General features: G+C 74.5%; 19 protein-coding genes and 1 pseudogene. 7 read left to right on the top strand and 13 right to left on the bottom strand.

The features are described 5' to 3' along the window. Window positions 1-249: 249 nt before the first annotated feature. The 4 genes from AB4039_RS32960 to AB4039_RS32945 form a co-directional block, all read right to left on the bottom strand. On the bottom strand, window positions 250-1,743 hold the full coding sequence (locus AB4039_RS32960) for an MFS transporter (protein ID WP_442272501.1): 1,494 nt from the start codon (window positions 1,741-1,743) through the stop codon (window positions 250-252). 125 nt (window positions 1,744-1,868) lie between these two features. Beyond that, window positions 1,869-3,851 (bottom strand): AAA family ATPase, encoded by a 1,983-nt coding sequence (locus AB4039_RS32955; RefSeq protein WP_266844660.1) that lies wholly within the window; start codon window positions 3,849-3,851, stop codon window positions 1,869-1,871. Between the two features lie 272 nt (window positions 3,852-4,123). After that, window positions 4,124-4,516 carry a nuclear transport factor 2 family protein gene (locus AB4039_RS32950; RefSeq protein WP_266844658.1) on the bottom strand — a complete coding sequence of 131 codons (393 nt, stop codon included), beginning with the start codon at window positions 4,514-4,516 and terminating at the stop codon, window positions 4,124-4,126. Window positions 4,517-4,577: 61 nt separating this feature from the next. Continuing rightward, window positions 4,578-5,801, bottom strand: a complete 1,224-nt coding sequence (locus AB4039_RS32945) for a cytochrome P450, cyclodipeptide synthase-associated (protein WP_442272500.1) — start codon at window positions 5,799-5,801, stop codon at window positions 4,578-4,580. Window positions 5,802-6,277: 476 nt separating this feature from the next. On the opposite strand from AB4039_RS32945, the gene AB4039_RS32940 reads away from it, so the two are divergent. From AB4039_RS32940 to AB4039_RS32920, 5 genes are all read left to right on the top strand, one after another. Continuing rightward, entirely contained in the window at window positions 6,278-6,706 is a 429-nt protein-coding gene (locus AB4039_RS32940) for a subtilase-type protease inhibitor (RefSeq protein WP_266844655.1), read from the top strand. 309 nt (window positions 6,707-7,015) lie between these two features. Then, window positions 7,016-8,002 (top strand): hypothetical protein, encoded by a 987-nt coding sequence (locus tag AB4039_RS32935; protein ID WP_442272499.1) that lies wholly within the window; start codon window positions 7,016-7,018, stop codon window positions 8,000-8,002. A 141-nt stretch (window positions 8,003-8,143) separates the two neighbouring features. Beyond that, complete coding sequence (locus AB4039_RS32930; protein WP_442272498.1) at window positions 8,144-10,009, top strand: HSP90 family protein; 1,866 nt, start codon at window positions 8,144-8,146, stop codon at window positions 10,007-10,009. Then, on the top strand, window positions 10,009-13,110 hold the full coding sequence (locus AB4039_RS32925) for a hypothetical protein (RefSeq protein WP_442272497.1): 3,102 nt from the start codon (window positions 10,009-10,011) through the stop codon (window positions 13,108-13,110). The genes AB4039_RS32930 and AB4039_RS32925 overlap by 1 nt, the downstream gene beginning before the upstream one ends. Before the next feature lie 215 nt (window positions 13,111-13,325). Next, entirely contained in the window at window positions 13,326-13,832 is a 507-nt protein-coding gene (locus AB4039_RS32920; protein ID WP_266844648.1) for a DUF4232 domain-containing protein, read from the top strand. Between the two features lie 75 nt (window positions 13,833-13,907). Here AB4039_RS32920 and AB4039_RS32915 read toward each other — a convergent pair whose 3' ends face one another. Further along, the gene (locus AB4039_RS32915; RefSeq protein WP_442272496.1) at window positions 13,908-14,999 is read right to left on the bottom strand and encodes a PP2C family protein-serine/threonine phosphatase; all 1,092 of its coding nucleotides are present in this window, start codon (window positions 14,997-14,999) and stop codon (window positions 13,908-13,910) included. 362 nt (window positions 15,000-15,361) lie between these two features. Between AB4039_RS32915 and AB4039_RS32910 the strand changes: the two genes are divergently transcribed. Beyond that, window positions 15,362-16,312, top strand: a complete 951-nt coding sequence (locus tag AB4039_RS32910; protein WP_266844646.1) for an SDR family NAD(P)-dependent oxidoreductase — start codon at window positions 15,362-15,364, stop codon at window positions 16,310-16,312. A gap of 159 nt (window positions 16,313-16,471) precedes the next feature. On the opposite strand, the gene AB4039_RS32905 is transcribed toward AB4039_RS32910, so the two are convergent. From AB4039_RS32905 to AB4039_RS32870, 8 genes are all read right to left on the bottom strand, one after another. Next, complete coding sequence (locus tag AB4039_RS32905; RefSeq protein ID WP_442272495.1) at window positions 16,472-17,776, bottom strand: NADase-type glycan-binding domain-containing protein; 1,305 nt, start codon at window positions 17,774-17,776, stop codon at window positions 16,472-16,474. After that, on the bottom strand, window positions 17,773-18,345 hold the full coding sequence (locus AB4039_RS32900) for a phage tail protein (protein WP_442272494.1): 573 nt from the start codon (window positions 18,343-18,345) through the stop codon (window positions 17,773-17,775). Before AB4039_RS32900 ends, AB4039_RS32905 begins: the two co-directional genes overlap by 4 nt. After that, complete coding sequence (locus AB4039_RS32895; RefSeq protein WP_442272493.1) at window positions 18,342-20,300, bottom strand: putative baseplate assembly protein; 1,959 nt, start codon at window positions 20,298-20,300, stop codon at window positions 18,342-18,344. Before AB4039_RS32895 ends, AB4039_RS32900 begins: the two co-directional genes overlap by 4 nt. After that, the gene (locus tag AB4039_RS32890; protein ID WP_266844639.1) at window positions 20,300-20,731 is read right to left on the bottom strand and encodes a GPW/gp25 family protein; all 432 of its coding nucleotides are present in this window, start codon (window positions 20,729-20,731) and stop codon (window positions 20,300-20,302) included. The genes AB4039_RS32895 and AB4039_RS32890 overlap by 1 nt, the downstream gene beginning before the upstream one ends. Before the next feature lie 61 nt (window positions 20,732-20,792). Then, window positions 20,793-22,706 carry a VgrG-related protein gene (locus AB4039_RS32885; protein WP_266844638.1) on the bottom strand — a complete coding sequence of 638 codons (1,914 nt, stop codon included), beginning with the start codon at window positions 22,704-22,706 and terminating at the stop codon, window positions 20,793-20,795. Then, entirely contained in the window at window positions 22,706-23,428 is a 723-nt protein-coding gene (locus AB4039_RS32880) for a CIS tube protein (protein ID WP_266844637.1), read from the bottom strand. Before AB4039_RS32880 ends, AB4039_RS32885 begins: the two co-directional genes overlap by 1 nt. A gap of 40 nt (window positions 23,429-23,468) precedes the next feature. Next, window positions 23,469-23,891 carry a phage tail protein gene (locus AB4039_RS32875; protein WP_371680730.1) on the bottom strand — a complete coding sequence of 141 codons (423 nt, stop codon included), beginning with the start codon at window positions 23,889-23,891 and terminating at the stop codon, window positions 23,469-23,471. A gap of 98 nt (window positions 23,892-23,989) precedes the next feature. Further along, entirely contained in the window at window positions 23,990-24,424 is a 435-nt protein-coding gene (locus tag AB4039_RS32870) for a hypothetical protein (RefSeq protein WP_442272492.1), read from the bottom strand. A gap of 1,969 nt (window positions 24,425-26,393) precedes the next feature. Between AB4039_RS32870 and AB4039_RS32865 the strand changes: the two are divergent. Next, window positions 26,394-26,668: pseudogene (locus tag AB4039_RS32865) on the top strand (hypothetical protein); the annotation flags it as partial.

Raw genomic sequence — 26,668 nt, 5'->3', positions numbered from 1 at the left:
GTGGGTGGGTGTGATCCCGGGCTTGGGGTTGTGGCCGTTGCGGATCAGGCGGCCGGTCAGCTCGGGCGGCAGGGTTCCCTCGACGGTGAGGCCGGTGGCGGTGACCTCGTCGGCGACGGGGGTGTAGTGGCCGGTCAGGTACGGCTTGGCGGGGGTGGTGTTCATGACGGGAAGGAACCTCTTCCGATGGATGGACCTGTGGATGGGGTGGGGTGGGTGGTGCGGGGTGCGGCCGGCTGATCCAGCGGTTCAGCCGGACACGGGAGGGCGGGCGGCGTGGGGGCCGCGAGCGGGGTGGACGGGGCCGACCGGGGTACGGCGGTCGGGCGCGGCCGCCGTACGGGCTGCGGAGCGGCGGGTGAGGAGCGGAGCGAGGACCGCCGCGGCTGCCAGGACCGCGGCCGAGACCGTGAAGGCCGTCCGGTAGCCGGCGGTGAGTGCTTCCGCGACGGGCAGGTGCGGGGACGCGTGGGCGGTGACGGAGCCGGCCAGCGTGGTCAGGGCGGCGAGGCCGATCGCACCACCGACCTGCCGGGTGGTGTTCACCAGCCCGCCGGCCAGGCCCGCGTCCCGCGGCGGTACGCCGTCCACGGCCAGCGCCGTGAGCCGGACGAAGGCGGCGCCGAGCCCCAGGCCGATCAGCAGGCTCGGGCCGAGGACGCCGGTGAGGTAGCTCCCGTCGGCACTGATCCGCGACAGCCACAGCAGCCCGGCGGCCTCCGTGAGCAGGGCCGCGGTCAGGGCCGCCGGGGCGCCGACGCGCCGCGACAGACGCGGGACGAGCGCGGAACCGAGCATGTTGGCCGCCGCGAAGGGGAGTTGTCCGGCACCGGTGGCCAAGGGGCCCTCGTCGAGGACCTGTTGCTGGTAGAGCGGCAGGAAGAAGAAGAGGGCGATCCACACGGAGCCCAGCAGCGCCATCAGCAGGTTGCCCGCGGCGACGCGCCCGGCGGCGAACAGCCGCGGCGGTACCAGCGCGTGCGGCCTCCGGACCTCGATCACGGCGAAGGCCGTGAGCAGCGCGGCGGCCGCCCCGAGGAAGCCCAGGACCCACGGGTCGCTCCAGCCCGCGCCGCGCGCCGTCGTCAGGCCCCAGACCAGACAGGTCAGGGCCAGGGTGACGGTGGCCGTGCCCAGCAGGTCGAACCGTCCGCCCGTCCCGTCGGCACCGCGTGGCACGTACGCCACCACACCGGCGAGCACCAGTGCCGATCCCAGCGCGACCGAGTGGAAGATCCAGGGCCAGCCCCACGTCTGCGTGAGCACACCGCCCAACAGGACGCCGCCCGCTCCGCCCGCACCCGAGACGGCGCCCCACACGGCCAGCGCCCTGCCGCGCCCGGCGCCGGAGGGGGCCCCGGCCATGGCCAGGGCCAGCGCGGCCGGGGCGATGGCGGCGGCGCCCAGGCCCTGGAGGACGCGGGCCGTGATCAGTACGGAGGCGGAGGCGGCCAGCCCCGCTGCCAGCGAAGCCAGGGCGAACAGCGCGAGCCCGGCGACCAGTACGCGGCGGCGGCCGACGAGGTCGGCGACCCGTCCGCCGGCCAGGAGCAGAGCCCCGAACGCGAGGCCGTAGGCGTTGACCACCCAGGTGGTCGCGCCGTCCGAGAGCCCGGCCCCGGCTCGGATCTGCGGGAGGGCCACGTTGACGATCGAGGTGGCGAGCATGACGGTGAACTGGGCCGCGGCGAGCGCCGCGAGCACCGCTCCCGGCCGGGACGGCTGACTGCGTGCTGCGTTCATGACGCACAGGCTCGTGCCGGACGCTGTCCACTATCCAGGCCGGACGGGCACGCCCACTGTCCACTCCTGTCCGCACCTGTCCACCCCGGTCGTCACCCGGTCGCCACTCCGGTCGTCGGACGGGTTCACCGGGGCCCTTGCACCTCGCGGTGCCACAAGGCCTCGCACAGCAGGTCCAGGCCCTGCCGCAGGTGCCGGCGGTAGGTTCCGTACGGGAGCCCGAGGCGGCGGGCGGCGGCCTCCTGCGTGGGGGCGCCGGAGAGGTACCCCGCGGTCAGGGCCTCGCGGGCCCGCACCCCGCGCGGGTCGCGGGCCAGGTCGTCGACGGCGTGGCGCAGCAGCGTGCGCAGCTCGCCGACGGGTTCCTCGAAGTCGGCCGCGAGCCGGGTGCGCAGGAGGGCACAGGCGGCGAAGGCGCCCGCGTCGCGCCAGTGCGCCAGCGCTTCCCGTACGGCCTGGTCGAACGCGGCGCGCGAGAGGGGCGAGGGCCCCGCGCCGACGGGCGCCGGCACCTCCGTGGCCGATATGAACCGCTGGAGCCACGCCTCCACGGGCTCCTGACGCCAGTCGACGCCGAACACCCCGTACGTGTGGGCACCGACCCGCGGCCGCGCCCCGGTGTCGGTGAGAGTGCCCTTGACACGTGCGCCCCAGGTCTCGGCGTCCCGGTAGACGGCGAACCCGTAGGCACGGCCGTGGGCCCGGGCGGCCTCCGCCTGCGCCCGCGAACTGCTCAGGTCGATGACGCGCGAGGGGACCTGGTAGCGCTCGGGGTAGACGGAGAAGCGGCTGACGCCGATGTGCGCGCCGGGGGCGACCGGCGCCGTCGACTCGGTGTACGCCCATGCCGCGGCGACGACCGGGTCGGTGGCCAGGTCCTGTGGGTCGGGCGGGGCGGGGAGGACCAGCCGCGCCGTGAAGGCCACGGTCCGGCCCGTGCTGACGAGGCGGTAGACGCTGAAGGCCCGTGGCTGGCGTTCCGCCCAGTAGCGGACCAGCTCCGCGGAGGCGGCCCCCTCGGTCTCCTCGGCCATGCGCAGCACGACGTCGAGGTCGTCGGGGCGCAGGGGGCGTTCGTGCACCTCCTCCTCGCGGGACCAGGTGCGCAGCCGCGCCAGGGTCGCACCCTCCCGGAAGAGGTGGAACAGCTCGTCGGTGACCGTCCACACCCGGTCCTCGGGCGCCTCGCGCAGCAGGCGCAGGTACTCGTCCGCCAGGCGGCGGCGGATCGTCTCGAAGGCGTTGGGCGCCCGCCAGCGCAGGTCGGCGGCGAGCGTCTCGCGCGCGGCGTCGTGCGGGTGGAGCCCCTGGTGGGTGGACTCCATGAAGGGGAGGTCCCGCAGCCAGGAGAACAGCAGGTGGGCGTCGTACCGGTCGTCCTCCCCGGGCAGCACGGCGGCGAGCAGCTCCTCGGACGTCGAGCGCGCCTGCGCCGCCACCTCCAGGGCGCGGCGGTGGGCGGCCGTGGGCACCTCGCCGATCAGGCCCGTCAGCAGGGTGCGCAGGACGTCCGCGGAGGGGGCCCAGATCTCCTCCCGGCCGCAGCCCTCCGAGCCCGCCGCGGCGGCCAGGGACAGGGCCAGCGGGTTGCCGCCGGCGAAACGCATGACCCGGTCGCGCAGTTCGGGCCGGATCCGCGCGGCGGCCAGCAGGTGGCGGGCCTGATCGTCGGAGAAGGGTGCCAGCTCGGTGACGTGCAGGAGCCGGGACCATGCGGGGTCGGCGGTCCACTGGGGCTGCGGGGCCCGCCGCCCGGCCAGTACGACCAGGGCGTCCTCGGCGGCGCGGGGCAGGAAGTGCTGCCACAGCCAGCTCTCCAGCCACTGGCAGTGTTCGAAGGAGTCGACGAGCAGGACGGTGCCGGGAACGTCCAGGAAGGGCCCGGCGGCACGCTCGAAGTCGGCCGGGTCCCGGTCGGCGAACCGGCCGTCCAGTTCGACGAGCAGCCGGCCCGCCGCACGGGCGTGGTCCGCCAGGCGACGCAGCAGCGTCGACTTCCCGATGCCGCCGGGCCCGTACACGTAGAACGCGAAGGGTGCCCGTGGCTCACCGGCCAGGGCCTCCTCGAAGCGCCCGAGCTGCTCGTCCCGGCCGATGAAGGCCTGCACGCGCGCTCTGCTGAGTCTTTCCCCCACGGACGCCATGGCGTCTCCACCCCCTCGTTCCCGCACCGGAGGGGTACAGCACCGCCGTCCGGCTCCGACCGGCAGGGGTCGCCCCCCGTACGTGCCGCACCGCATCGCGCGTGCGTACGACGGGCTGTCGCCTTTCGGTCCGTGAGGGCTGGTCAGGCCCGCAGGACCGGGGCCGCCGCTGCTCCGTCAGAGATCGTAGGCGGAAGGGGGATCCGGCAGGAACCAGTGCTGGGTAAAGGCTCACGTCACGTGATGGTGGCGAGGTTGCCGTCGTCGGCGTGGCCCTCGACGAGGAGGGTGGTCTCCTCCACGCGCTGGAAGCGGCCGTCGGGGGCCATCCGCGCGAAGAGGTAGACCTCGGTGCGGGAGGTACGGCCTTTGTCCCGCAGGACGGTGACGGTGTGACGGTCGGCGTAGCGCAGCCCGTCCCGCAGCTCCTCGTGGACCTCGATGTGCCCGCCGCGGACCAGGGTGCGCAGGCGGGTCATGTGCTGGACGAAGCCGGCCCGGTCGCTCCACACACCGTTGGTGCGCTGTCGGTAGTCGGGGGTGAAGTGCCGGTCGACGGCTTCGAGGAGGTCGAGGTCCGGGGTGAACAGGAGGTCGTTGATGGCGCGGGTGATGTCGGTCGGTGGCATCGTCGGTCTTCGCTCGCTTCGTTCGAGGGGGTGCGGGAGTACGGGTGCGGGGTGGGGGCCGTCAGCCGACGCGGGGTGTGAACTCCAGGAGCAGGGCGACGGGTCCCCGGGTGTAGAGACCGGCCTCGCGGTAGCGGAATCCGGGGCTGAAGCGGACCCGGTCGAGCACCGGCAGCAGCAGCGCGGCGACGGTTTCGATCTCGGCGCGCGTGAAGGCCGCTCCGACGCACTGGTGGAGTCCGCTGCCGAAGGACAGGTGCTGGGCGGCCGCGGTGAAGGAGCGGGCGGCGGCCAGGTCCGGGCGGTGGATGTCGAACGTGTCCGGGGCGGTGAAGGCGTCGGGATCCCGGTTCGCCGCGCCGATCATGCAGAAGACGGTGRCGCCCGCGGGGACGGTGACGCCGGCGAACGCCACGTCCCGCTCCGTCTGGCGGGGTATGAGCTGGACCGGCGGGCTGTGGCGCAGGGTCTCGGCGATCGCGGCCGGCAGCAGGCCCGGGTCGCTTCGGACCCGCGCCAGCTGCTCGGGGTGGTCGATCAGGTGCTTGAAGAGCAGCGCGAGAGTCTTGTCGGCGGGTTCGGTGGCGGCCGCCAGGACGTTGATGACGAGGGCGGTGACGTCGCGGTCGCTCATGGCGACGCCGTCGAACTCGGCGGTGCACAGCTTCGACACCAGGTCCTCGCCCGGATGGCGGCGCCGCCGTGCGATCACGGGACGCAGGTACGCCTCCAGCCGCTCGGCGCACTGCAGGCAGTGCCGGCGCCGCTCGGGCGTCAGGGCCAGGCCGGTGATGAACTCCGCGACCCCGCTGTGCCAGGCGGCCAACTGCCGCCAGTCCTCGCGGTCCAGCCCGAGCACGTCGAGCGTGACGCGGAGGGCGAAGGGTTTGCCGAAGTCGTTGACCAGGTCCATGCGGCCCCGGGGGAGGAAGGGAGCAAGGAGTTCGGCGGCGTTGGAGTGGACGGCGCGCATCTGGTCCCGGAGGGCGGACCCGGTGAAGCTCCGAACGACGATCTTCCGCTTGGCCGTGTGCTCGGCGCCCGTCATCTGGGCGAGCACGGGCCCGCGCATCACGGGCTCCGCGCGTACCTGCAACGGCGCGGTGCTGAAGGCCTCGTGGTCGGTCAGTACCCGCTTCACGTCCTGGTGGCGGGAGAGGAAGTAGCTGTCGACCGCGGGCTCGTAGTGCACCGGGGCGTGTTCCCTGAGCCGGGCGAAGTGACGGTACGGGTCGGCGGCGAAGGCCTCGGACAGGACGCTGATGCGGTCGTTGGCCAAGGACATGGACGGGACCTCTCAAGGTGCGGCATCGCGTGCGGTGCGCGGGGCGTGCCGGAGGCGGGAGGTCCGGAGYGGGAGGCGCCGCCCCACCCCTCCCCGATTGATGGCCATAGGTTAACAACCTCTGTCCGGTCGGTCATTGGCGATCGGGCGCCGAATCGGCGGCGACGCCTCGCCGCGCCGATTCGGCCACTCTGGACGGCCGTTCCGCGCACCCCGCGCCGCGCCCACCAGGGCGGGCGGCGCGGAAGGCCGGGCCGTGACGGGCGGAGCACCGCGCCCCCTCGCGGCGCCGACCTGCGACATGACCCGACGACCGCACGGATGGCGCCCTGATGTCCGACATTCGAACGAGTGTGTCCGCAATCTGCTCACCCATGTGCGACGTGCCTTCAAATCTGGCAGGCTCTGCCCCGCTAGAGCGCCACATGGGGGATGTGGCGCGATCATCGGCCTTCGAATCGAAAGTGAGTCTTGTCGTGCGTCACCGCTTAGCCACCGTCTCCGCCGCCGCCCTCCTCTGCCTCGCCGGCACCACGGGCCTGGCGGAGGCCAAGCCCGCGAGCCTGTACGCCCCGTCCGCCATGGTCTTCACCGTCGCCCAGGGGGACGGCGCGGCCATCGGCGGTACCGTCCTGCGCGCTGCCGTCCTCAGCTGCGGCTACACCGCCGAGGGCACCCACCCCACCCCCAGGGCCGCGTGCGACGCCCTCAACGCCACCGGCGGCGAGCTGAACCACCTGCTGGCCGCCCCGAATCCGGGCCGGGCCTGCCCGATGCTCTACGCCCCCGTCACCGTCACCGCCGACGGCGTCTGGCACGGCAACCGCGTCGCGTGGAAGCACACCTTCTCCAACGCGTGCGAGATGTCCACGACCTTGAACGGCAACCCGGTCTACGCCTTCTGACACCACGAAGCCGCCCACGAAGCCGCCCACGGGGACGCCCGAAGGGCGCCACCCTGAGGCGCCACCTTGAGGCGCCGGCCGCGGAAAGGCCGGCGGGATCCCGGCGGCACACCGCTCCGTTCCCTCCCGCTTCGCCGGCCCGGACGCGCCGGGCGGCCCGACCCCACGCCGGCAACCCCCTGACCAGCGGCTCCCCCGCGACCGCGGCCACATATGGTTGTGCGATTGTCGGATGCGCGTGATAGTCACTTCCCTCACGGGGAGAGATCGATCTGCTGCCCCGCACGAACACGGCAATGGGGTGGGGACATGGCGTTGCTCCGCGACATGGGGCGCACGCTGGGGAAGTGGACGGGGCGGCCCGCCGCACGGTTGCGCAAGGACTCCGGGGACCCGGACGTCGCGCAGGCCCGCGAGGCCGCCGCGGCGGCCGACTGGGCGACGGTGCGCGGGCTCTTCGAGGCACACCCCGAGGGCGGCAACCGTACCGAGCTGCTCTGGGCCGTCGCCGACACGGCGGGCGTGGAGCGGTGGATCGTGCAGGCCGTCGAGGCCGAGCCGGAGGCGGCACTGCCGCGCGTCCTGGCCGGCTTCAGGCACATCACCTGGGCCTGGGAGGCGCGCACCGGCGCCCTCGCCAAGCACGTGTCACGCGAGCAGTTCGACCTGTTCCACGGGCGCCTGCGGCTGGCCGAGCAGTGGTTCTACGCGGCCGCCGAGCGCGAGCCGCAATGGTCGTCCCCCTGGTACGGCCTCCAGATCACCGGACGCGGTCTCCAGGTCGGCCCCACCCTCGCGCTGCGGCGGTTCGAGGCGGCGGTGCGCCGCGCCCCGCACCACCTGGGGGCGCACAGCCAGCAGTTGCAGCAGGTCTGCAAGAAGTGGGGCGGCTCCGACGAGCAGATGCACGCCTTCGCACGGGAATCCGCCGCGGCCGCGCCCGGCGGGTCGGCACTGGGCATGCTGGTTCCGGACGCACACCTCGAACAGTGGCTCATGCTCGATTCGGGAGCCGACGGCCGGTACATGGCCCGCCCCGACGTCAGCGCCTCCCTCCACGAGGCGGCCGCGCACTCGTTCCGTCACCCGGACTTCGAACGCCTGGCGTCCCCGTACCAGCGGATCCAGGTGCTCAACTCCTTCGCGATGGCCTTCTCGCTCGCCGGGGAGCGGTCCGCCGCCCGCGAGTGCTTCGAGGCGACCGACGGCGACGTGACCGAGTCGCCGTGGCAGTACCTGAACGGCTCCGATCCCGTCGCCGCCTACCGGAAACACCGCTCGGCCGCCGGCCGCTGAGCCCGCCGCGCCGCCCAGCCGTCCCGGCCCCGCCCGTTCCCGTTCCCCGTCGCCCGCGCCGCGCCGCCCCGCTCCGTCCCCGTGCCGGGCCGGGGCCCGGCCCCGCCCTGCCCGGGCACGCCCACAGAAGGACCCCGACCGGTGACCCACCCCGAGAACTCGCACACCTTCCAGGTCGACCTGCGCGGCCTCGTCGACCTGCTCTCCCACCACCTCTACTCCAGCCCCCGCGTCTACCTGCGGGAACTGCTCCAGAACGCCGTCGACGCCATCACCGCCCGGCAGGCGCTGCACCCCGGCGCCCCCGGAACCATCACGGTGCGCACCGGTGACACGCTCACCGTCACCGACACCGGAATCGGCCTGACGGAATCCGACGTGCACCGCTTCCTGGCCACCATCGGACGCAGCTCCAAGCGGACCGCCGACGGTGCCCTGGACGGCGCCGGGCTCGACGCCGCCCGTGGCGAGTTCATCGGCCAGTTCGGCATCGGCCTGCTCGCCTGCTTCGTGGTGGCCGACGAGATCACCGTGGTCAGCCGGTCCGCCGCCGACCCGGCCGCCCCCGCCGTGGAATGGCGCGGCCACTCCGACGGCCGCTACACCATCCGTACGCTTGCCGCCTCGGCCGTCCCCGAGCCGGGAACGACGGTCCGCCTCACCCCGCGCGCCGACAACGCGGAATGGACCGAGCCCCAGCGGGTCGTCGCGCTGGCCCGGCACTACGGGAGCCTGCTGCGCCACGAGGTGAGCGTGGTCGGCCCCGGCGGCGGGGCGCCCGAGCGCGTCAACGTGACGCCGCCGTGGGAGCAGCGGCACCGCTCCCCGCTGGCCCGCCGCGAGGCACTGACCGCGTACTGCCGCGAGCAGTTCGACTTCACCCCGCTCGACACGATCGAGCTGGACCTGCCGGCGGCCGGGCTGCGCGGTGTCGCGTACGTCCTGCCGACGTCCGTGAGCCCCGCCCAGCGCGCCGGGCACCGCGTCCACCTCAAGGGCATGCTGCTCACCGACCGGGCGCCCGAACTGCTCCCCGAGTGGGCGTTCTTCGTACGCTGCGTGGTCGACACCACCAGCCTGCGGCCGACGGCCTCGCGCGAGTCGCTGTACGAGGACGGCACCCTCGCCGCCGTACGGGACGCGCTGGGCGACCGGATCCGCGACTGGCTGACCGGGCTGGCGGCGAGCGACCCGGCGCTGCTGCACCGCTTCATCGACGTCCACCACCTCGCGGTGAAGGCCCTCGCACGCTACGACGACGAGCTGCTGCGCGTCGTGCTGCCGTGGCTGCCCTTCGAGACCACCGACGGCAACGTCACCCTGGAGGAGTTCCTCCGGTCCCACCCGACGGTGCTGGTCACCCGTAGCGTCGAGGAGTTCCGGCAGGTCGCCCCCATCGCGTCCGCCGCCGGCCTGGGCGTCGTCAACGGCGGCTACACCTACGACCGCGACCTGGTGCACCGGCTGCCCGAGATCCGTCCCGGCACGGCCGTCACCGACCTCGACCCGGCCCTGGTCACCGCCCACCTGGACGCCGTGGACCCCACCGCGGAGCTGCGCGCGGCGACGTTCCTGGCCGTCGCCCGGGAAATCATCGGCGCGCACGACTGCGACGTGGTCCTGCGGGACTTCCAGCCCGTCACCGCACCCGCCCTGCTGCTCGACAACCGGGAGGCCAGGCACGAGCGGACCCGGTCGAACCTGGCGGCCGACGGCGACGGCCTGTGGGCCGACATCCTCGGCTCGCTCCACCAGGAGACCCCGCCCGCCCAGCTCGTCCTGAACCACCTCAACCCCCTGGTGCGCCAGGCGGTCACGATCGCCGAGCGCGGGCTCGCCGTCACCACCGCCGAGGCCCTCTACGGACAGGCCCTGCTGCTGAGCCGCCGGCCGCTGCGGGCCAGTGAGAGCGCCCTGCTCAACCGCGCGTTCATCGGTCTGCTCACCCACGCCATGCACAACGCCGGCCCGGACGCGTCCGGCGCCGAGCCCCGGAAGGAACTGTGATGCTGGACCACCCCGAGGCCGTGTTCGAGGCGCTCCGCGAGAACAACGGCCGGCCGTACGGGCTGCAGCGGACCGTCACCGCCGAGGAACTCGTCGAGGCGGCCGAAGCCCTGGAGAAGACGGACGTACTGGCGACGGCTCTGCTGGAGCTGATGTCGGCGTACGAGTTCACCGGCGAGCACCGCAAGGCCCCGGTGGTCTTCGCCCGGCTGCTCAAGCTGTGGGACACCGAACCGGGCGCGTTCAGCGAGTGGGAGGCCCACCAGGTCTTCTGGCGGTTCAAGTGGGTCACCACGTCCCTGCTCCAGGTCCCCGAGGTGCCGCTGGCCACCGTCGAGGGCTGGATCGACCGGATGCGCGGACGCTATACCGACGCGGGCCACGACATGCAGCCCGTCGCGGCGATGCGCTACCACGTGGCCTCCCACACGGGAACCGGCGTGGCCGATGCCTACGACCTGTGGGTGACGCGCCCGCGCTGCGAGCTCAGCGACTGCGAGGCCTGTGAGGTACGCCAGTTCGCCTGGCACGCGGTGCGCGCCGGCGACGACGCCACGGCCCTCGAACGCTGGCGGCCGGTCCTCTCCGGCGACAAGGGCTGCAGTGACGAGCCGCAGCTGAGCCAGGCGAGGGCGCTCCTGCCCCTGCTGCGCACCGGGCGTACCGACGAGGCCCGCTCCCACCACCTCACGGGCTACCGGAGGGTGCGCGGCAACACCGGCATGCAGGACGAGATCGGCATGCACCTGGAGTTCTGCGCGCTCTCGCGCAACGAGGGCCGCGGACTGGAGGTCCTCGCCGAGAACCGCCCGCTGTTCGAGGCGACCGGCGCGCCGCTGTCCCGGCTGGGCTTCCTGACCGGTGTGGAGGTGCTGCTGGCCCGCATCGTCGGGGACGGCCACGAGGACACGGCCGTCGCGGGGCCGCCCGGCCGCGTGTGGACCGCCGGTGCGCTGCTCGCGCACGTCCGCGCCGAGGGGGACCGGCTCGGCGCCGCCTTCGACGCCCGCAACGGCACCACCACCGTGGGGGACGTCCGCCGGGCGCGGCTCGCGCAGCGGCCGCTGCTCGACGAGCCGTTGCCGCTCGGACTGCGCACGGCCCTCCCGAAGCCCGCCGCGCCCGCCGCCGCCTCCGGCGCGGCGACCGCCACCGCGGCCGGCGCCGGGAGCGTCGCCGGTGCGCCGCCCATCCCGGAGGACTTCTTCGAGCTGGTGCGCGAGGCACGCCGCTTGACCGTGGTGGGGCACCCCGGCGGCGCCCGCCTGTGGCGCCGCGTCGCCGAGCGCCTCGACGACGGCAGCGCCGCCCACGACGACCGGCTCGGCCCGGAGGACCTGCTGCTGGCGGAGCTGGCCGAGCACCGTGCGTACGAACTCTCACAGGAGGACCACGAAGACGAGTCCGCGGCCGAGCTCGAACGGGCGGACGAGCTGTACGAGGCGCTCGGCAAGCCCTGGCACGCCCTGGCCTTGCGGGCCCACGCCTTCGCACGGCTGACCATCGGGCAGGACGAGACGGCCCGCAAGGCGCCCGACGAGGCCGCGGACCCGGCGGGCCGTCACCCGGACGCCGCCGAGATCCGGGCCACCGTCGACAAGACCCTGCGGCTGGCCGAGGACCTCAAGGTCACGGCGCCCCTCACGGAGGGGGCCTCGGAGGAGGAGGCGGCCGGGTCCGGAGCCGACACCGCCGCGCAACGCGTACAGGAGTACCTCGTCACCCTGCACGCGTGCGCCCTCGCCGCCCATCGGGCGACGCTGGAGGAGGACCAGGACCAGGACGGAGGGGACGACCACGTGGGCCCGGCCCCGGAGTCCGAGTCCGATTCCGTGCTGGAGTGGGCCAAGGGGGTCGGCCGTACGCTGCGCGCCGAGGCCGAGCGGCTGTCCGTCCCCCACCAGGTCGCCGCCGCACGGCTCTTCACGGCCGACCTGGCCGCACGCCGCGACGACCTCGCCACGGCCGAGACGGAGATGCGCGCGGCCCTGACCGAGCTGACCGCCGGCGAACGCCCCTGGCGGGCCGCTCGCGTACGGGCCAGGCTCGCCCAGATCCTGCTGGCGCGGCAGGAGCCGGCCGCGGCCGCGGAACTCCTGCACCAGGCCGTCGCCGACGCCGTACGGTACGACGACGCGGACTTCCCGCTGGCCCCGACGTACGCCCTGCTCGCTCACGCCGCGGCCCACATGCGGGACGTGACCGGTGCGGTGCGCCACTTCTCGGAGGCGGCCGACCGCTACGACCGCGAGGGCGCGTCCCGGGAAGCCACCGACGTCCGCCTGCAGCTGGCCGACGTCCTGGGGCGCAACGGCAGGCAGGCCGACGCGGTCGCCGTCCTGGAGTCGGTCCTGTCCGGCCTGCCGGACGCCTCCGTAGCCGGGGCCGCAGGGGACGACGAGCGCCTGACCGCCCACGTGAGGCTGACCCTGGCCAGGGGGCTGCGGGAGCTGGAGGAGTACCTGCCGGCGGCGGAGGAGTTCCTGAGGGTGGCCGACGCCGTCGCGACCTGGCAGGAGGACCGCGAGATCCACACGATGGTGGCGGCCGAGGCGGCGACGGCGCTGCTGCTGGCCGACCGGCGGGACGCGGCCCGTACGGCCTACCAGCGCGCGGTCGACGCCCATGCGCAGGCCCCGAACGCCTCCTTCGTCATCCAGATGATGTGTGAGTTCGCACGGCTGACGGTGCGCGGCCGCGAGGCGGAGGGCCTGGAGGAGGCGCTGGAGCACCTGACACGGGCGGACGCGGTGCGCGCGGCGGCGCCGCAGGACGACGAGTGCTTCGTCCCCTGGTACCAGAACGGCGCCGTGCACTACCGCCGCGCCCGGGTGCTGGCCGAGGTGGAGCGCTTCCAGGAGGCCCTCGTCGAGGGCGAGGCCGCCGTGGCCGCGTACGAGGAGGGCGGCGCGGACGGCGAGGTGCCCCGCGCCGAGGCGGTCCGCGTCACGGCCCTGATCGAGGGAACCGGCCTCGGCCGGTACGACGACGCGATCATCCGGCTGTCGTCGGCCATCGACCGCTGCCGCGCGGCGGACCTGGACGAAGCGGCGCGGATCCTCGACGCCCTGCGCCAGGACTTCCGCAACCGGGCGTCCTGAGAGCCGGACCGCCCGGGCGCTCTCGCCCGGGCGGTCCGCCGGCCGGCCCGCCCGGCCGTGCCCGGAAGGGCGCTCCCGGCTGTTTTCCGCGCAAGAGTGGCTTTGTTGGCGTTCCGGGACATTGGGGCGAAGGGGCGGCGGGCAGGGATCCCTGCGACCCGTGGTTCCTCGGGAAAGGCCCGCGGAACCGGTCCGAAAGACAGGGAGAGTCCAGAATGCGCACCAGCCGCACGTCCGCCACCGCCGCTGTTGTCGCCGTCGCTCTGGCGGCCGTCGCGGGCGCGGGCAGCGCGCGGGCCGCGACGGCGGGCGCCGTCGCCGCCCCGTCGGCCTGCCGGCCGGCCAACCACCTCGCGAAGATCACGCGGGACCAGGCCGGCGCCGGGCACGTCCACTTCCGGGTCACGCTGACCGCGCCGAAGGGCTACGCGCCGTGCCGCCTCGCCGGTTCCCCGACCGACGTGGCCTTCTCGCTGCACGGCACACCGCTCGGCACCACGGCCGGCCGGTACGGCGACCAGACCACACCGGTGACCTTCGGTCCGGGACGACCCGTCCACTTCGACATCCAGGTCCCCCACAACGGCCACGGCACCCCGGCGGACGAGGCGTCGTTCACGCTCAGGGCTCCCGGCGGCGAGATCCCGGGCACCTCGGTCGCCGAAGGCCGCTTCGAGGTGACCGCCGGTACCCTCATCGGCCCGGTACGGCCCGGGGCCTGACCCCGTCGTCAACGGCCCGCGGGCCGGGCCGGACTCGACCGCGTTGTGGCGGGCCGGGCTCCGAGGCTCTGAGCCTCAGGGCTCGTGCAGGCGTACGGCCAGGGCGGCGATGTCGTCGTCGAGGCGGCCTCTGCTGTAGCGGAGGAGGTCGCGGTGAAGGGTCGTGAGCAGTTCGCGGGGCGGAGTCGGGGGCTGACGGCCCATCCAAGCCGCCAGCGGGAAGAACTCGCCGTCGCGGGCGCGCGCCTCGGCGATCCCGTCGGTGTAGAGGAGCAGCAGGTCACCCGGGGCGAAGTCGAAGGTGTCGACGGTGTAGTGATCGCCGATCAGCTCGGCGAGGCTGAGCAGCGGCGAGGGGTTGGCGGACTCAAGGGTGTGGACGTTCCTGCGGTTCCGGAGCAGTGGTGGGGGGTGTCCGCAGTTGAGGATGTCGATGCGTCTGCCCTCGCGCGGGATCTGGACGAGAAGGGCGGTGGCGAAGCGCTCCATCGGGCCTTCTGGGGGGAAGGAGGAGTTGTAGCGGGTGCTGCTGGCATCCATCCTGCGTGCGACGTTCACCATGTCGGTCTCGTCGTAGGCGGCTTCCCGGAAGGCGTTGACGATCGCCGCGGCCGCCCCCACCGCCGGCAGTCCCTTGCCCCGCACGTCACCGATGAGCAGCCTGACCCCGTACGGAGTGTCGACCACCTCGTAGAAGTCCCCGCCGATGCTGGCCTCCGCCGCGGCCGCGAGGTACAGCGACTCGATCTCGATGTTCCCGAGGCGGCTGGGCAGGGGGCTGAGCACCACCTGCTGCGCCGCGTCGGCGACGAGCCGTACCTGGAAGAGGGTGCGCTCGCGCTGGAGCCGGAGGTGGCTTCCGTACGCCGCGGCCACGGTCACCGCGATGATTCCCGCGGCCGTCCACCACGTTCCCAGATCGGGGAAGACGAGGCTGAGGCCGATCATCAGGAGGAGGCAGACCGTGCCGAGCAGAACGGTGGGGAGGACCGGCCACATGGCGGCGGCCAGCGCCGGCGCCGCCGGCAGGAGGCGGCTGAAGGCCAGCTCCGGCGGAGTGGCGTAGGCCAGGCTGGCGATCACGACGGTCAGAATGACCGGCGACAGCCGCACAAGCCACCCCCGGCCGTAGCGCCGACGGAGCCCCGGCCGTCCAGACTCGATCACATTTCCCAGAATATCCGTGCAATCAAGGCACAGCACTCCGGCGAACGGACCCCGCCGCCCGCTCCCGACCGGCTGAACGGGTGGCGCAGCCCCGTCCGGGGTGCCGCCAGCGCCTGAATTCGTACATTTAAGCGAATTCATGCGGGTGGGTGAGCGTGTCCGCAGCCGATGCATGGGGGCGCCACCGAGTCCGGCGGCGGACGTACACCCACGAGGGGTCAGCGCCGTGTCGGTGGGATATCGGCCGTCCGGCGGGACTGTCGGTGAGCGATGGGGGATGTGTCGGCGGCCGCTGGAACCGTGGGTGTCGAGTTGCCCGCATGCCGCGGCAGCCGCTGTCACCAGCAAGGGAGTCCGTCACCGTGTCCTCCGCATCCTCCACCCCGCCCTGGGACGTCCGACGCCTGCCGCGTGCCGACGGCAGTGTCTTCCTGGTCACCGGCGGCAACGCCGGCATCGGCTATTTCGTCGCGGAACAGTTGTCGGCAACCGGAGCGACCGTCGTGCTCGGCAGCCGGAATCCCGTGAAGGCCGAGGCCGCCCTGGCTTCGATACGTGCGCGTGTTGCCGGTGCGCGGGTGCGGGCCGTTCCGCTGGACCTCGCCGACCTCTCCTCGCTGCGCTCAGTGGTGGAGTCGCTGGGGGTGCAGTGCCTTGACGCGGTGGTCCACAACGCGGGCGTTGCGCTTGACGACCCCCCGCGCAGGGAGACGGGGGACGGCCACGAGCTCATGTTCGGTACGAACCACCTCGGACACTTCGCGTTGACCGGGTGGCTGATGCCGCTGCTGTCGGCCGCGCCGGCGGCCCGCGTCGTGACCATGGGCAGCTTCGCGGCGAAGTCGGAGCGGCTCGACCCGGACGACCTGCACTCCCGGAAGGACTACCGGCCCAAGCGCTCCTACGGACGTTCCAAGCTGGCGCAGATGTACTTCGGTGTCGAACTCGACCGCCGCCTGCGCGCTGTCGGCGGCGCGGTGGCGAGCGTGGTGGTCCATCCCGGCGGCGCGCTGGACTCCCTCACCCCGTCACGGCCGCCGATCCATGTGCGGACTCCCCGTGCACGGGTGGGCGCGGCACCTGCGGCCCTCCTCGTCCAGGGCAAGCACGCCGGCGCGTGGCCCGCGGTCCGAGCGGTGCTCGACTCGACCGTACGTGGAGGCCAGCTGTGGGGACCGCGCGTCTTCGGCCTGCGGGGCGAGCCCCGACGCGAGCCGGTGTGGGACCACCTTGCCGACGCCTCCGTCGCGGCGCGGTTGTGGGATGCGAGCCGTGACCTGACCGGCGTCGACCCCTGTGCCATCCCGGGATAGCCCCGGGCACGCGCGCGCCGGCGGACACGTGCGCGCCCACTCACTCGGTCGCGAGGCACGGGGCACGGGGCGTGGCGGCCGGGCGGGGTGATCGCCGGTGGGGGTGATGTGGAAGCACCCCCCCGGGGTCGGTCGGCCGCGTGGACTCCGGCGGTGCGGTCAGGAGCGGCCGGCGTTCGACGGGCCGAAGAACTCGATCTCCGAAATGGCGACCTGCTTGTCGGCGGAGGCCGCGTGCGCCGACTCGACGGTGAAACGGACCTTCGTGACCTCGCCGACGCGGAACGGGCGCCGCTGGCCGCCCGCCCCCTGATCCAGGGTCAGCCGGCGCGTGGTGACCTTGCCGTCCTTACCGGTGATCGTCGCCGTGACGTGGTGCGGCAGGGCGGATGCCCCGATCTTGTCGGCCCGCGCGGAGACGCCCGGGGTGATGATCAGGTCCAGCAGCCGGGTCGGCTCGCTGAAGTCGGCCTCGATCCACTCGCCTTGGCCGGACTGCGATACGCCTGGCCCCCACCAGGTGTTGCTGCGCTTGTCGAAGGCGAGCTCCGGCACGTGGTCGGGATAGGAACGGGAGGCCGCGATCCGGTCCGGGGCGACCGGGGCACGCTGGGCGAAGTGGTCCAGGGTGGCCCGGACGCCGTCGGGCAGGTACACGAAGCCGAGGACCGCCAGGGCGACGACGACCGCGAGCGCGATCCAGGTGCCGATCCGGTCGAAGACGCGGCGCAGCCGCGGACGGTCACCCGCCCACGGCGTCTCGCGGCGCCGCCCGCCGAAGAGCCGGCGCCACCAGGGCGCCCTTCCGGGTGCGGAAGCCTCGCCGGTCTCGGCCAGCGGCATCGCGCAGCGCACGCAGTAGTGGCGGTCGGGAGGATTGGGCGTCGAGCACCATTGGCACGGCGGGCCGCCCGCGATGCCGGGCTGTTCTCCCGGGGTGCGTACCGCGGGCCGGTCGGCATCCGGCCGTCCGGGCAGGACGGGCCCGGCGCCCGCCGGAGCGGGGTGCGGCGACTCCGGGTCCGCCACGGGCACCAGGAGGGAGCGCGCCCGGTCGGACATGGTGTCGCTGAGCGCGTGCGGGTCCGGGGTGGCGGGTACCGGCCCGGTCGGTGCGGTGTCCCGTGGCGACGGGGTGCCGGGGGCATCCTGAGCGGGGCCGGCGGGCTGCCCGCCGTCGCAGGCGCGGGGCGGAGCGGCCGGCCCCGGCCCCTCCTGCCCCTCCGCATCCGGCGCCGATCCTCCGGAACCGCCGGCGGCGCGCGCCGCCCGTTCCGTACGGGCCGCGTCCTCGTGCGGGGTCCGCGACGCATCCGCGGCGGGCCCGCCGGGCTGCGGGGACGGGCCGGCGGGCCGCGTGGCGCGGGCGTCCTGGTCCCAGCGGAGCACGGCGCCGCACGCGTCGCAGAAGGAATGGCCCGGCTCCGCGCGCGTTCCGCACTCGGCACAGTTCTGCGTGGTCATGTCTGCGGGGTCCTTTCGGCGGCCGTCACTTCGACCGTGTAGGGCATGTGGGCGGGCCGGGCGGCGGCGACGAGGGAGTCCAGTCGGTGGGCGTCGGCCGGAGTCGGGTCGGGCAGCCGGAGGCTGACGTGGAGGCGGGGGCGCGGGGCGCCGGGGAAGGGGCCGAGCGGGCGGGCGTTCCAGTCGGCGGCGCCGCTCTCGGTGATGTCGGGTACGACGCCGAACGCCAGCCGTACCGCCTCCGTGAGGCCGCGGCGGGTGCCGCGGATCCGGTGCAGCGCGACGGCGGCCGCGACGGCGGCCCGCAGCCGGGGCTCGGGCTCGCTGCCGTCGGTCTCGGCGCCCACCCAGCCGCCGAGCCACCGGGCGAAGTCGGCCGGGGTCAACGCCGGGTCGAAATAGGTGTCCAGACAGTCCAGGACGTTCAGGATGGGTGCGAGGACGTCGTCGAGTCCACCGACGAACCGCTGCGCCAGGTCGTCGTCGGCGAAGACGGCCGGGAGCATCGCGCCCAGGGGGAGCGAGGAGCCGAGGCCGTCGACGGAGCCGCGGTGGGCGGCGGCCGTCATGCGCCGTCCCCGATCACGCGGACGCGGTGGTCGTAGGAGAAGACCAGCGAGGGCCGCTCCAGGTCGATGCGGTCGGTGGGGTTGCCGCGTTTTCCGGTGAGGGGGTCGGCCGGGTGCAGCACGACCTCGTCGACCAGTTCCACACCGGGGACCCGCTGGAGGACCGCGAACACCTCGCCGGTCTGGACGGGCCGGCCGAAGGGCCAGCCCTGGCCGTCCGCACCGCCGGTCAGCGGGTCGAGGTGGCGGTAGAGCGCGTCGTGCACCTGGCGGCGCACCCGGTCGGTGTCGACGCCGCGGAAGGCGTGCACCGTGGCGACGACGGTGACGCCCTGGTAGTACGGCGGGCCGACGGCCAGCCGGGTGCCGACGAGACGCCGTTCGTCGAGGTGGCGGGTGATCCGGCCCAGCAGCGCGTCACCGGGCACGAGCTGCTCGAACCGCAGCCGCCCACCCGGATCGGGCACGGCCTGGGGGACGACGAGGACGCGGACCGCGTAGGCCCCGTGCTCGCCCTCCTCGCCCTCCAGGCAGGTGATGCGTGCGGTCTCGGGCGCGGCCCGGCGGGCGAGTTCCTCGTAGTCGCGCAGGGTGACGGCGCGGTCCTGGGCGCGGAGCGTGATCGGTGCCCGCAGCTTGGCCTCCTCGACCGTCTCGCCGTCCACACCGCCGCGCGCCGCCTCCCGGTTGACGACCTCTGCCACGTACGGGACGGAGGTGCGCAGCACCTGCACGGCGCCGCGTGCCACGTTTCCGCCGCGTCCGCCGCCGGTGCGGTAGCGGTGGGCGCGGACGACGGAACCCTTGGGGGCGACCGCTCCGTACTGGCGCAGTGACCCGTCCGGTTCGCGGACGGCAGGGCCGAAGGCGATCTCGCCGGTGGCGGCGTCCAGGGTGACGTGGTGGTCGCCGGGGCCGGAGGCGGCGAAGTGCGGGACCACCTGCCAGTCCTGCCAGCCGTCGTCGTCGGCGGTCTGCAGGAGGAGCGGCGGGTCGTCGGCGACGACCGGGGCGTGGGCCAGCCGCAGCCGCTGGCCGGGCAGTCCGGTGGCTTCGCCCAGCGCCTCGTCGTGGACGGTCTCCGCGTGCACGGCGCGCGTGGTGGCGCCGATCGTGTAGGCCTCGACGGAACGGATGCTCGGCGAGGTGGTGTAGAAGGGCTGGCCCGGCAGCGGATCGGTGACGCGGCAGCGGACCCAGCCGGCCTCGTGCCCGCCGTTGCGCGAGAGCACATGACCACCGGGCAGGTGCAGGACGACGTCGCCGGGCCGGTTGAGACCGCCGGTGCCGTCCCGGTCCACCTCGCAGGGCTGCCAGCCGTCCTCGGTCCACGCCTCCCACACGAGCGGGGGCTGGCGGGGATCGACACCGACGCCGTCGACGCGGCTGTCGAGTTCCAGCGCGAGCGCGCAGTACGGAGCGGCCGCGGTCAGACCGATGAGCATGCAGTCGCCGGGTACCGGGGCCTCGGCGAAGCACAGCACGTCCTTGCGCTCGTCGAGGTCCGTGGTGCGGTCCGCGACGGGCTGCCCCCGGTGCTGCACCACCACGTGGGACAACTCGCACGGGACGACGGCCAGGTCGCGCTCGGTGGCGAAGACGACGGCCTCTTCCCGCTCGGTGCGCAGCGTCGCGACCTCGGCACCGGCCGGGACCAGGATCACGTCCTCCTGGGGCGCGGACAGCCAGAAGGTGACGTCCGTGCGCGCGGCGGAGGGCGGGAAGAGCGTGATGCCCACCAGGTCGAGGAAGGCGAGGTGGTTCTTCTCCGGGACGCGGTTGAGGCGGTAGACGATCTGGTCGGCCATGTGCGCGACCGTCTCGACGAGCGTGATGCCGGGGTCGGAGACGTTGTGGTCGGTCCACTCCGGGGCGCGCTGCTGGATGTAGCGCTTGGCGTCGTCGACGAACTGCTGGAAGCGCCGGTCGTCGAGGTTGGGGGAGGGCAGGGACATCAGAGGTCGCTTTCCGAGGAGCCCGGCGCGCCCGGCTCGTCGTGGCTGGGGATGACGTAGAAGGGGAAGACGAGGCTGCGCGGGTTGTTGGTCCCGCGGATGGAGTACCGGACGTCGATGAACAGGACGCCCTGGTCGGCGCCGGCGGAGACCTCCACGTCGTGGACCTCGATCCGGGGTTCCCAGCGGTCCAGGCCCACGTGCACCTCGTGCTGGATGCGTCCCGCGGTCTGCTCGTTGACCGGGGCGAAGACGAGGTCGTGGATGGCGCAGCCGAACTCCGGGCGCATCGGCCGCTCGCCGGGGGCGGTGGCCAGGACGAGCCGGATGGCCTCCTCGATCTCGCGCTCGCCGCTGACCAGCGCGATGCCCCCGGTGGGCCCGATGCGCAGGGGGAACGACCAGCCGGAGCCGACGAACTGTTCGGCCATCAGGGGGCCACCTGCCCTTTCCTTCCGCCGACGGCACGGGCGCGGCGGCGCGGTCGTCCCGTCATGCGGGGAGGGGGTACTTCACGGTGTTGACGAACACGGCGCCCTGGAGGTCGACCTTGAGGGCGCGGATGCCGACGTTGGCGACGGAGTTGACCTGGACCATGCCGCCGGCGTTGATCACGGTGGCGCCCAAGGCCTTCAGACTGAGTGCGCCGACCGCGTCCAGGCTGACGGCGCCCAGCGACTTGATGTTGACGACGCCGCTGCCCTGGATGTCGAGGGGGCCGCCGCTCTTGATGGTGAGCCGGCGCCCGGCGCTGAGCGTCAGGTCCGTACCGGCCTCGACGGACACCGAGCGGCCCCCCTTGATGGTCACAGACCCCTTGCTGTCGACGGTGATCTCCGTCTTGGTGCGGTCGAGGTTGATGGTCAGCCGGTCGTCACCGCTGGCGATACGGACGCCTTGCCTGCGGCGGCCGGACCGCTGGCTGAGCAGGTCGACGCGGTTGCCCCGCCGGTCGGACACGGTGTGCCGGGCGGCCTTCCGCTTCAGCCCGTCGTGCAGGGGCACGTCGTCGACCCGGGTCGGCCGGTCCCGGCCGTTGTACAGCCCGCCGATCACGAACGGGTGGTCCAGCGCGCCCCGGTCGAAGGCGACCAGCACCTCGTCCCCGACGTCCATCGGGAAGACGCCGCCGCCGCCCACCCCGCCGGACTGCACGCTGCGGGCCCAGTCGCTCACGTACGTGTTGTCCAGCCACGGGAACTGGAGCTTGACCCGCCCCTGCTTCAGCGGGTCCTGCACGTCGGTGACGATGGCGTTCGCCACGCCGGGCAGCCGGGCGGCGCTCGTGGTGTCCGCGCCGCCCCCGCCCGAGGCCAGCCCGTACAGGGAGCGCCACTGACGGCCGCTCACCGTGATCCAGGACTCGTAGTGCCTGCCGTCGCCGAAGACGTGCCGCACGGAGGTGACGGTGTACTTGCCCTCGAAGGGCCTGCCCACGTCGCCGAGGGCCACGGGCACGCCCGGCCGCAGCTCGGGATTGCCGTACACGGCGACCTCCAGCTCCGCGAACGACGAGGTGACGTCGGCGGCGAGGGCCTTGGCGGCGTACTGGACCTCGTCCTGCCGGTCGTACGGTGTGGCGGTCTCGACGAGCTGCGCCGACGGGAACTTCCCGGCCGCCTGGCCCGGAGTGAGGCCGATGGAGATGCCGGGGTCGGTGGTGGCCGGGGCCGTCTCGACGATCCTCTTCTTGGTGGTGACGTTCCAGCCACGCGACTCGACCGTGCCGACCTGGTCGGCGGCGGTGACCGCCGCCCGCAGCCGGAGGATGTCGTGGCCGGCTTGGAGGACGAAGGGGCTCTTGTCACCGTCAGTCCGCGGGGACGGACCGCCGGCCGACGGGGTCGGCGTGACGAACCGGAACTTCCCCTGGGCGTCCAGGGACATCACCATGTTGTTCTCGTCCGCGAGCCGGGAGAGGAAGTCCCAGTCCGTGACGTTGGACTGGCTGACGAAGGCGTACGTGCCCTTCGTCGGCTGGATCCGGCCGATCGGCACGCCGTCCAGGGCGGCGAGCTTGCGGGCGATGTCGGAGGCCTTCTGGTTGCGGTAGGCGACGACACGGCGCCGGCGCATCATCCGGTGCCCGAAGTCGTAGCCGCGGATCACGGTGAAGCTCCCGGTGCCGTCGTAGTCGGCCTCCAACGCGGTGACCTCGCCCGTCAGGAGCGGCTTGCCGCCCCCCTGGCCGTCGGCGATCGGCGTGAGGACCACCCTCGTGCCGAAGGTGACACCGAGCTTGCCGAGGACGAGGCGGTACGGATCGCGGAAGGTCAGCCGGAACGCGGCGGGCACGTTGACGCCCTGGTCGACCCAGCCCTCCACGAGCAGCGGGGCGATGTCGTCCGGGAGCTTGGCGGCTCCCATCCGCACCTGCATGATGCTGGAGAACGCGGGACGCACCATCAGCGCGACACCTCCTCGGGCGCCGGAAGCACCAGCTCGGTGCCGGCCGCCAGCCGGGACGGGTCGTCGATGCCGTTGACCTCGGCGATCGCCCGCCAGACGGTGGCCGTGCCGTACTCCCGCCACGCCAGCGACTGCAGGGAGTCGCCGGCCACGACCCGGTGCACGCGCTGGGCGGTGAGCGCGCCCGAGGTCGGGTTCTGGCCCTTGGTCTTCCCCGGGATCTCCACCAGGTGTACCTGACAGGTGGCACGGATGGGCACGCCCGTCGTGCCGAAGAGGCTGTACGAGGCCTCGACCGAGCCCACGTAGGCGACGAACCGGGCCGTGGAGAAGGACCCCCACTCGAACACCACCCACGGCGGCGACGGCTGGTCGGCGGCGATGCTCTTCGCCGTCACCTCGCAGCAGTCCAGCAGCGATTCGACCTTCTTGAGCACCGTGTTGGCGGTCGGCGCGGCCGACGAGTCCAGGAAGATCTCCAGGGTCATCTCGCGCGGCTCGGCGCCCATGAACTCCGGCTTGGAGCCGTCGCGCACGGCCATCGTCGGCGTGGCCTTCCACTGCGCTCGCTGACTCAGCGACAGCTGCGCCGGATTGAACTCGAAGCCGAACGTCCGCATCAGTGCCCCGGGCGTCGTGCTCGTCCCGACCGGGGGCTCGTGGATCGCCAGCGTCGCGCGCACCAGGCTCTTGCCGGCGCCCCTCCTGCTCGTGGCCATGGGTGTGCCTCCTCTCCGCTCCGACGCGTCTCTCGCGCCGTCAGTCCGTGAACCCGTGGTGGGCGATCTCCAGGACCTCCGTGGCCACGGCGGAGCTCGCGGGGTCGAGGGTGGGGCCCTGCCAGCTCACGGGCAGGACGTCGATGAGCCCCCAGCGGGCCACCAGCGACCCGTCGGCCCGGAGCGCCGCGATCTGGGCGGTGGGCCGCTTGATCCCCGTCTGCACCGACGAGATCCACTTGGCGACCTTCGCGGTGTCCGGCGTGAGCGGCCGGGTGAGCCGGATGGTGGAGAACGTGACCCGGGTGGGCAGGTGCCACACGAAGCCGTTGTTGCCGCCCTCCTGACGTTGCTCGACCTCCACCTGGGACGACAGGCCCTCGCACCCGTTGAAGTGCCCGAGGCTCTCGCCGTCGATGGTGAGGGTGAACCAGATGGTGGACCCGGGGTCCTGTCGGGGCATCCGAGGTGGGCCTTTCTGTCGTGGTGAGGGGGGCGGCGGTGTGCGCGGTGACCGATCACAGGCGGTCGGTGCGGGTCCGGGAGGTACGGGCGGGTCCGTCAGGCGCGCGGATCGCGGAGTCTGCCGATCCGCTCGCGGTCCATGCGCAGTTCGGTGCGGACGAGGCGGGTGACCCGGTCGATGATCCGGTGCACCAGCTCGTCCAGCTGGAACTCGGTCAGCTCGCGCGGATCGAACGCGCCGACGGGGACGGCGGTGTACTCGGGCGGGGGCGCGCCGTGCGCCGCCGGCGGCTCGTACGGTGGCGGCGGTCCGGCCGGCGGCGCCTGCTGCGACGACGGCCGGAAATGCCCCAGCGTCGAGGCCACGGTGGCCGACGCGGCGGCCGCGAGCGCGCCGAGGGACCGGCCGGAACCGGAGCCGGAGCCGGAGCCGGGGCTGGAACCGGAGCCGAAGGACGGGAAGCGCTGGACCGTGTGCCCGGACGGCGTCGAACCCCCGGACCGCGCCCCGGCCGAGGGGACCGCGGGCAACGCCGGGAGTGCGGCCGCGGGCGGCGGACTCAGCGGCGCCACGGGGAGCGGGCCGCGCGCCGGGGCGCCCGCGCCGGCCGCGGAGGGCCGGCGCAGGGGAACGCCCCGGACGGGGAAGGCCCGTTGGACGGGGAGTACACCGTCCTTACGGGGAGGGGCCGGTGCGGGCGGCGTCGGGGGGAGGGCCGCGGAGGGTGTGGTCGGTGTGGCCGGCATGGGCGGTGCCCAGGCCCGCTGGACCGGCGGAGGGGCGGAGGCACCGGCACGGGGCCCGTGGTGCTCCGGCGCGGCGACCGGCGCAGTCAGGGCGGGCGCACCCGTGGACGGGGCGCCGGGCGGAAGGAACCGTTGTGCGGCCGCCGGCCCGGGAGCGGAGGGGCGCGGGGAGCCGGATGTGCGGCCGGTTGCCGGGCCCGGGGCGGGGCGGGGCACCGGGGACGTCGGCACCACGGCCCCGGGCGGGGGAGCGGGGTGCGCCGGGGGAGACAGGGGGGCACCGAGCCCCGCACGTCGAGGCGCTGCACCGCGCTGCACCGGGCCCACGGGCGCGGAGCCGGGCAGGGCGGGGTGACGGGGGCCGGGGACCGTGGTCGGGGTCCGGCGCTCCGGCGCGGGGCCCGGGGCAACGGGTCCGTGCCGGGACTCCGTACGGCCCGGGGCCGACGGGGGTAGGGCCGCGGAGTCGTGGCCGACGACGGGCACCGGCGGGCGGGCAGGCGTGGGCGTGCGGGGTGTKGAGCGTTGCACCGGGGGCGTCGCCGTGCCCGGACGGGCGGCCGGGGCGGCAGCGGGGCTCTGGCCGGCCCGCGGCTGCTCCCGGCGGGCCGCCCGCCGCGGGATGGAGGGGGTGGTGGGCCGGTCGGCGTGGGGAGCGGCGGGCACGGGTCCGGCAGGTGATGCCGCTCCCGGGGCGGCCGGGGCCACGGCACGCCGGACGGGCGCGGCGCCGGGAACGGGCGTCGGCGCGGGAGCTCCGGACCGGGGCGTGGTGTGCGGAGCCGGTAGGGGCGTCGGTGCCGCGCCGGTCCGTTGAGCGTCACCCGGTGTGGCCGTCGGCCGGTCGGCGCGGACGGCGGGGGGTGCCTGCGGGGGAGGGGCGTATGCCGCCGGGGCACCGCTCCAGGTGGGCGTGGGCGTGGGCGTGGGGGGTCGGACGGCCTCCTGTACGGAGGGCCCGGTGGCCGTGCCGTCGGACAGGGCGGAGGAGCGCCGGCCGTCCGCCGGTACGGGCGGCGTCGCTCCGGGCCGGGGCACCGCTCGCTGTACGGGCGCACCGCTCCCGGACGGCCGTGCCGTCGCGCTCGTGGTGGACGTCGCTGCGGGGGCGGAGGCACCGGTCGCGGGCGGTCTCTCTCCCGCGCCCGACGGGTTCGTGCCCGTCTCGGTGGAGCCGGTCGCTCCGTCGCGCCGGGGCGTCCGCGGTGCGGGTGCGGGTGCGGGTGCGGGTGCGGGGGCGGGGGCGGGTGTGGGCGCGGGCGCGGGTGCGGATGCTCGGGTCGGGGCGTCGTCGGGCGAGCCCGTACGCGGCGCCCTCGCAACGGGCGGCGTGCCCTGCCGTGGCGTCGTGGGCCGCGCGGTGGACGCGGCCTCGGACGCCGACGACCCTCGCGTGCCGGACCCGTCGGGCGTGCCGGACGTGCCGCGCGCGTGTGGGACGGCGGACGCGCGGGGCACGTCGGCGCGGGGCGCCGAGCCCTCGGGTCGGCGTACCGCCTCTCGCTGCACCGGTGCGCCAAGCCCCGTACGCCTGGCGGCCGGAGCCGCGGCCTGCGCGGAAGAGGGGCGGGGCGGGGTGCTCCGTACCGGGCGCTCCAGCACCGGCCGGTCCGGCGGGGAAGGGGACGGGGACGCAACGACGGAGTCGGCGGAGGGCGACGTAGAGGCGGGGGGCGCTGCCGACTCCGTCGTTGCGGCCCCGTCAGGGCGGTCAGCGCCAGCCCGCTGCACCGGGGGCAGGGAGCCCGGCGCGGTGGCGGACGTGCCGACGCCACCCCCGCGGCCGTCGGCCGACGGGAGCGCGAGGCCGGTCGCCGTCACCGTCGCCGTCGGCACTGGAAGGGTGGTCCGGCGCGTCGCGGGCAGGGCTCGCCGGTCGGCCACGGGCGTGGCCGGCGCCTTGGTGAGGGGCTGCCGCGTCCGGGGCGGGGCCGACGGCACGGGCGTCACCCGGACGCCACGGTTCGCCGACGCCGACGCCGACGCCGACGCCGACGCCGACGCCGACGCCGACGCGGTCACGCGGTC

Origin of the sequence: Streptomyces sp. M-16, from assembly GCF_052114405.1 — a bacterium.
GTDB lineage: Bacteria > Actinomycetota > Actinomycetes > Streptomycetales > Streptomycetaceae > Streptomyces.
The sequence above is the reverse complement of the archived record's forward strand: the minus strand, read 5'-3'. Positions and strand labels throughout refer to the sequence as shown.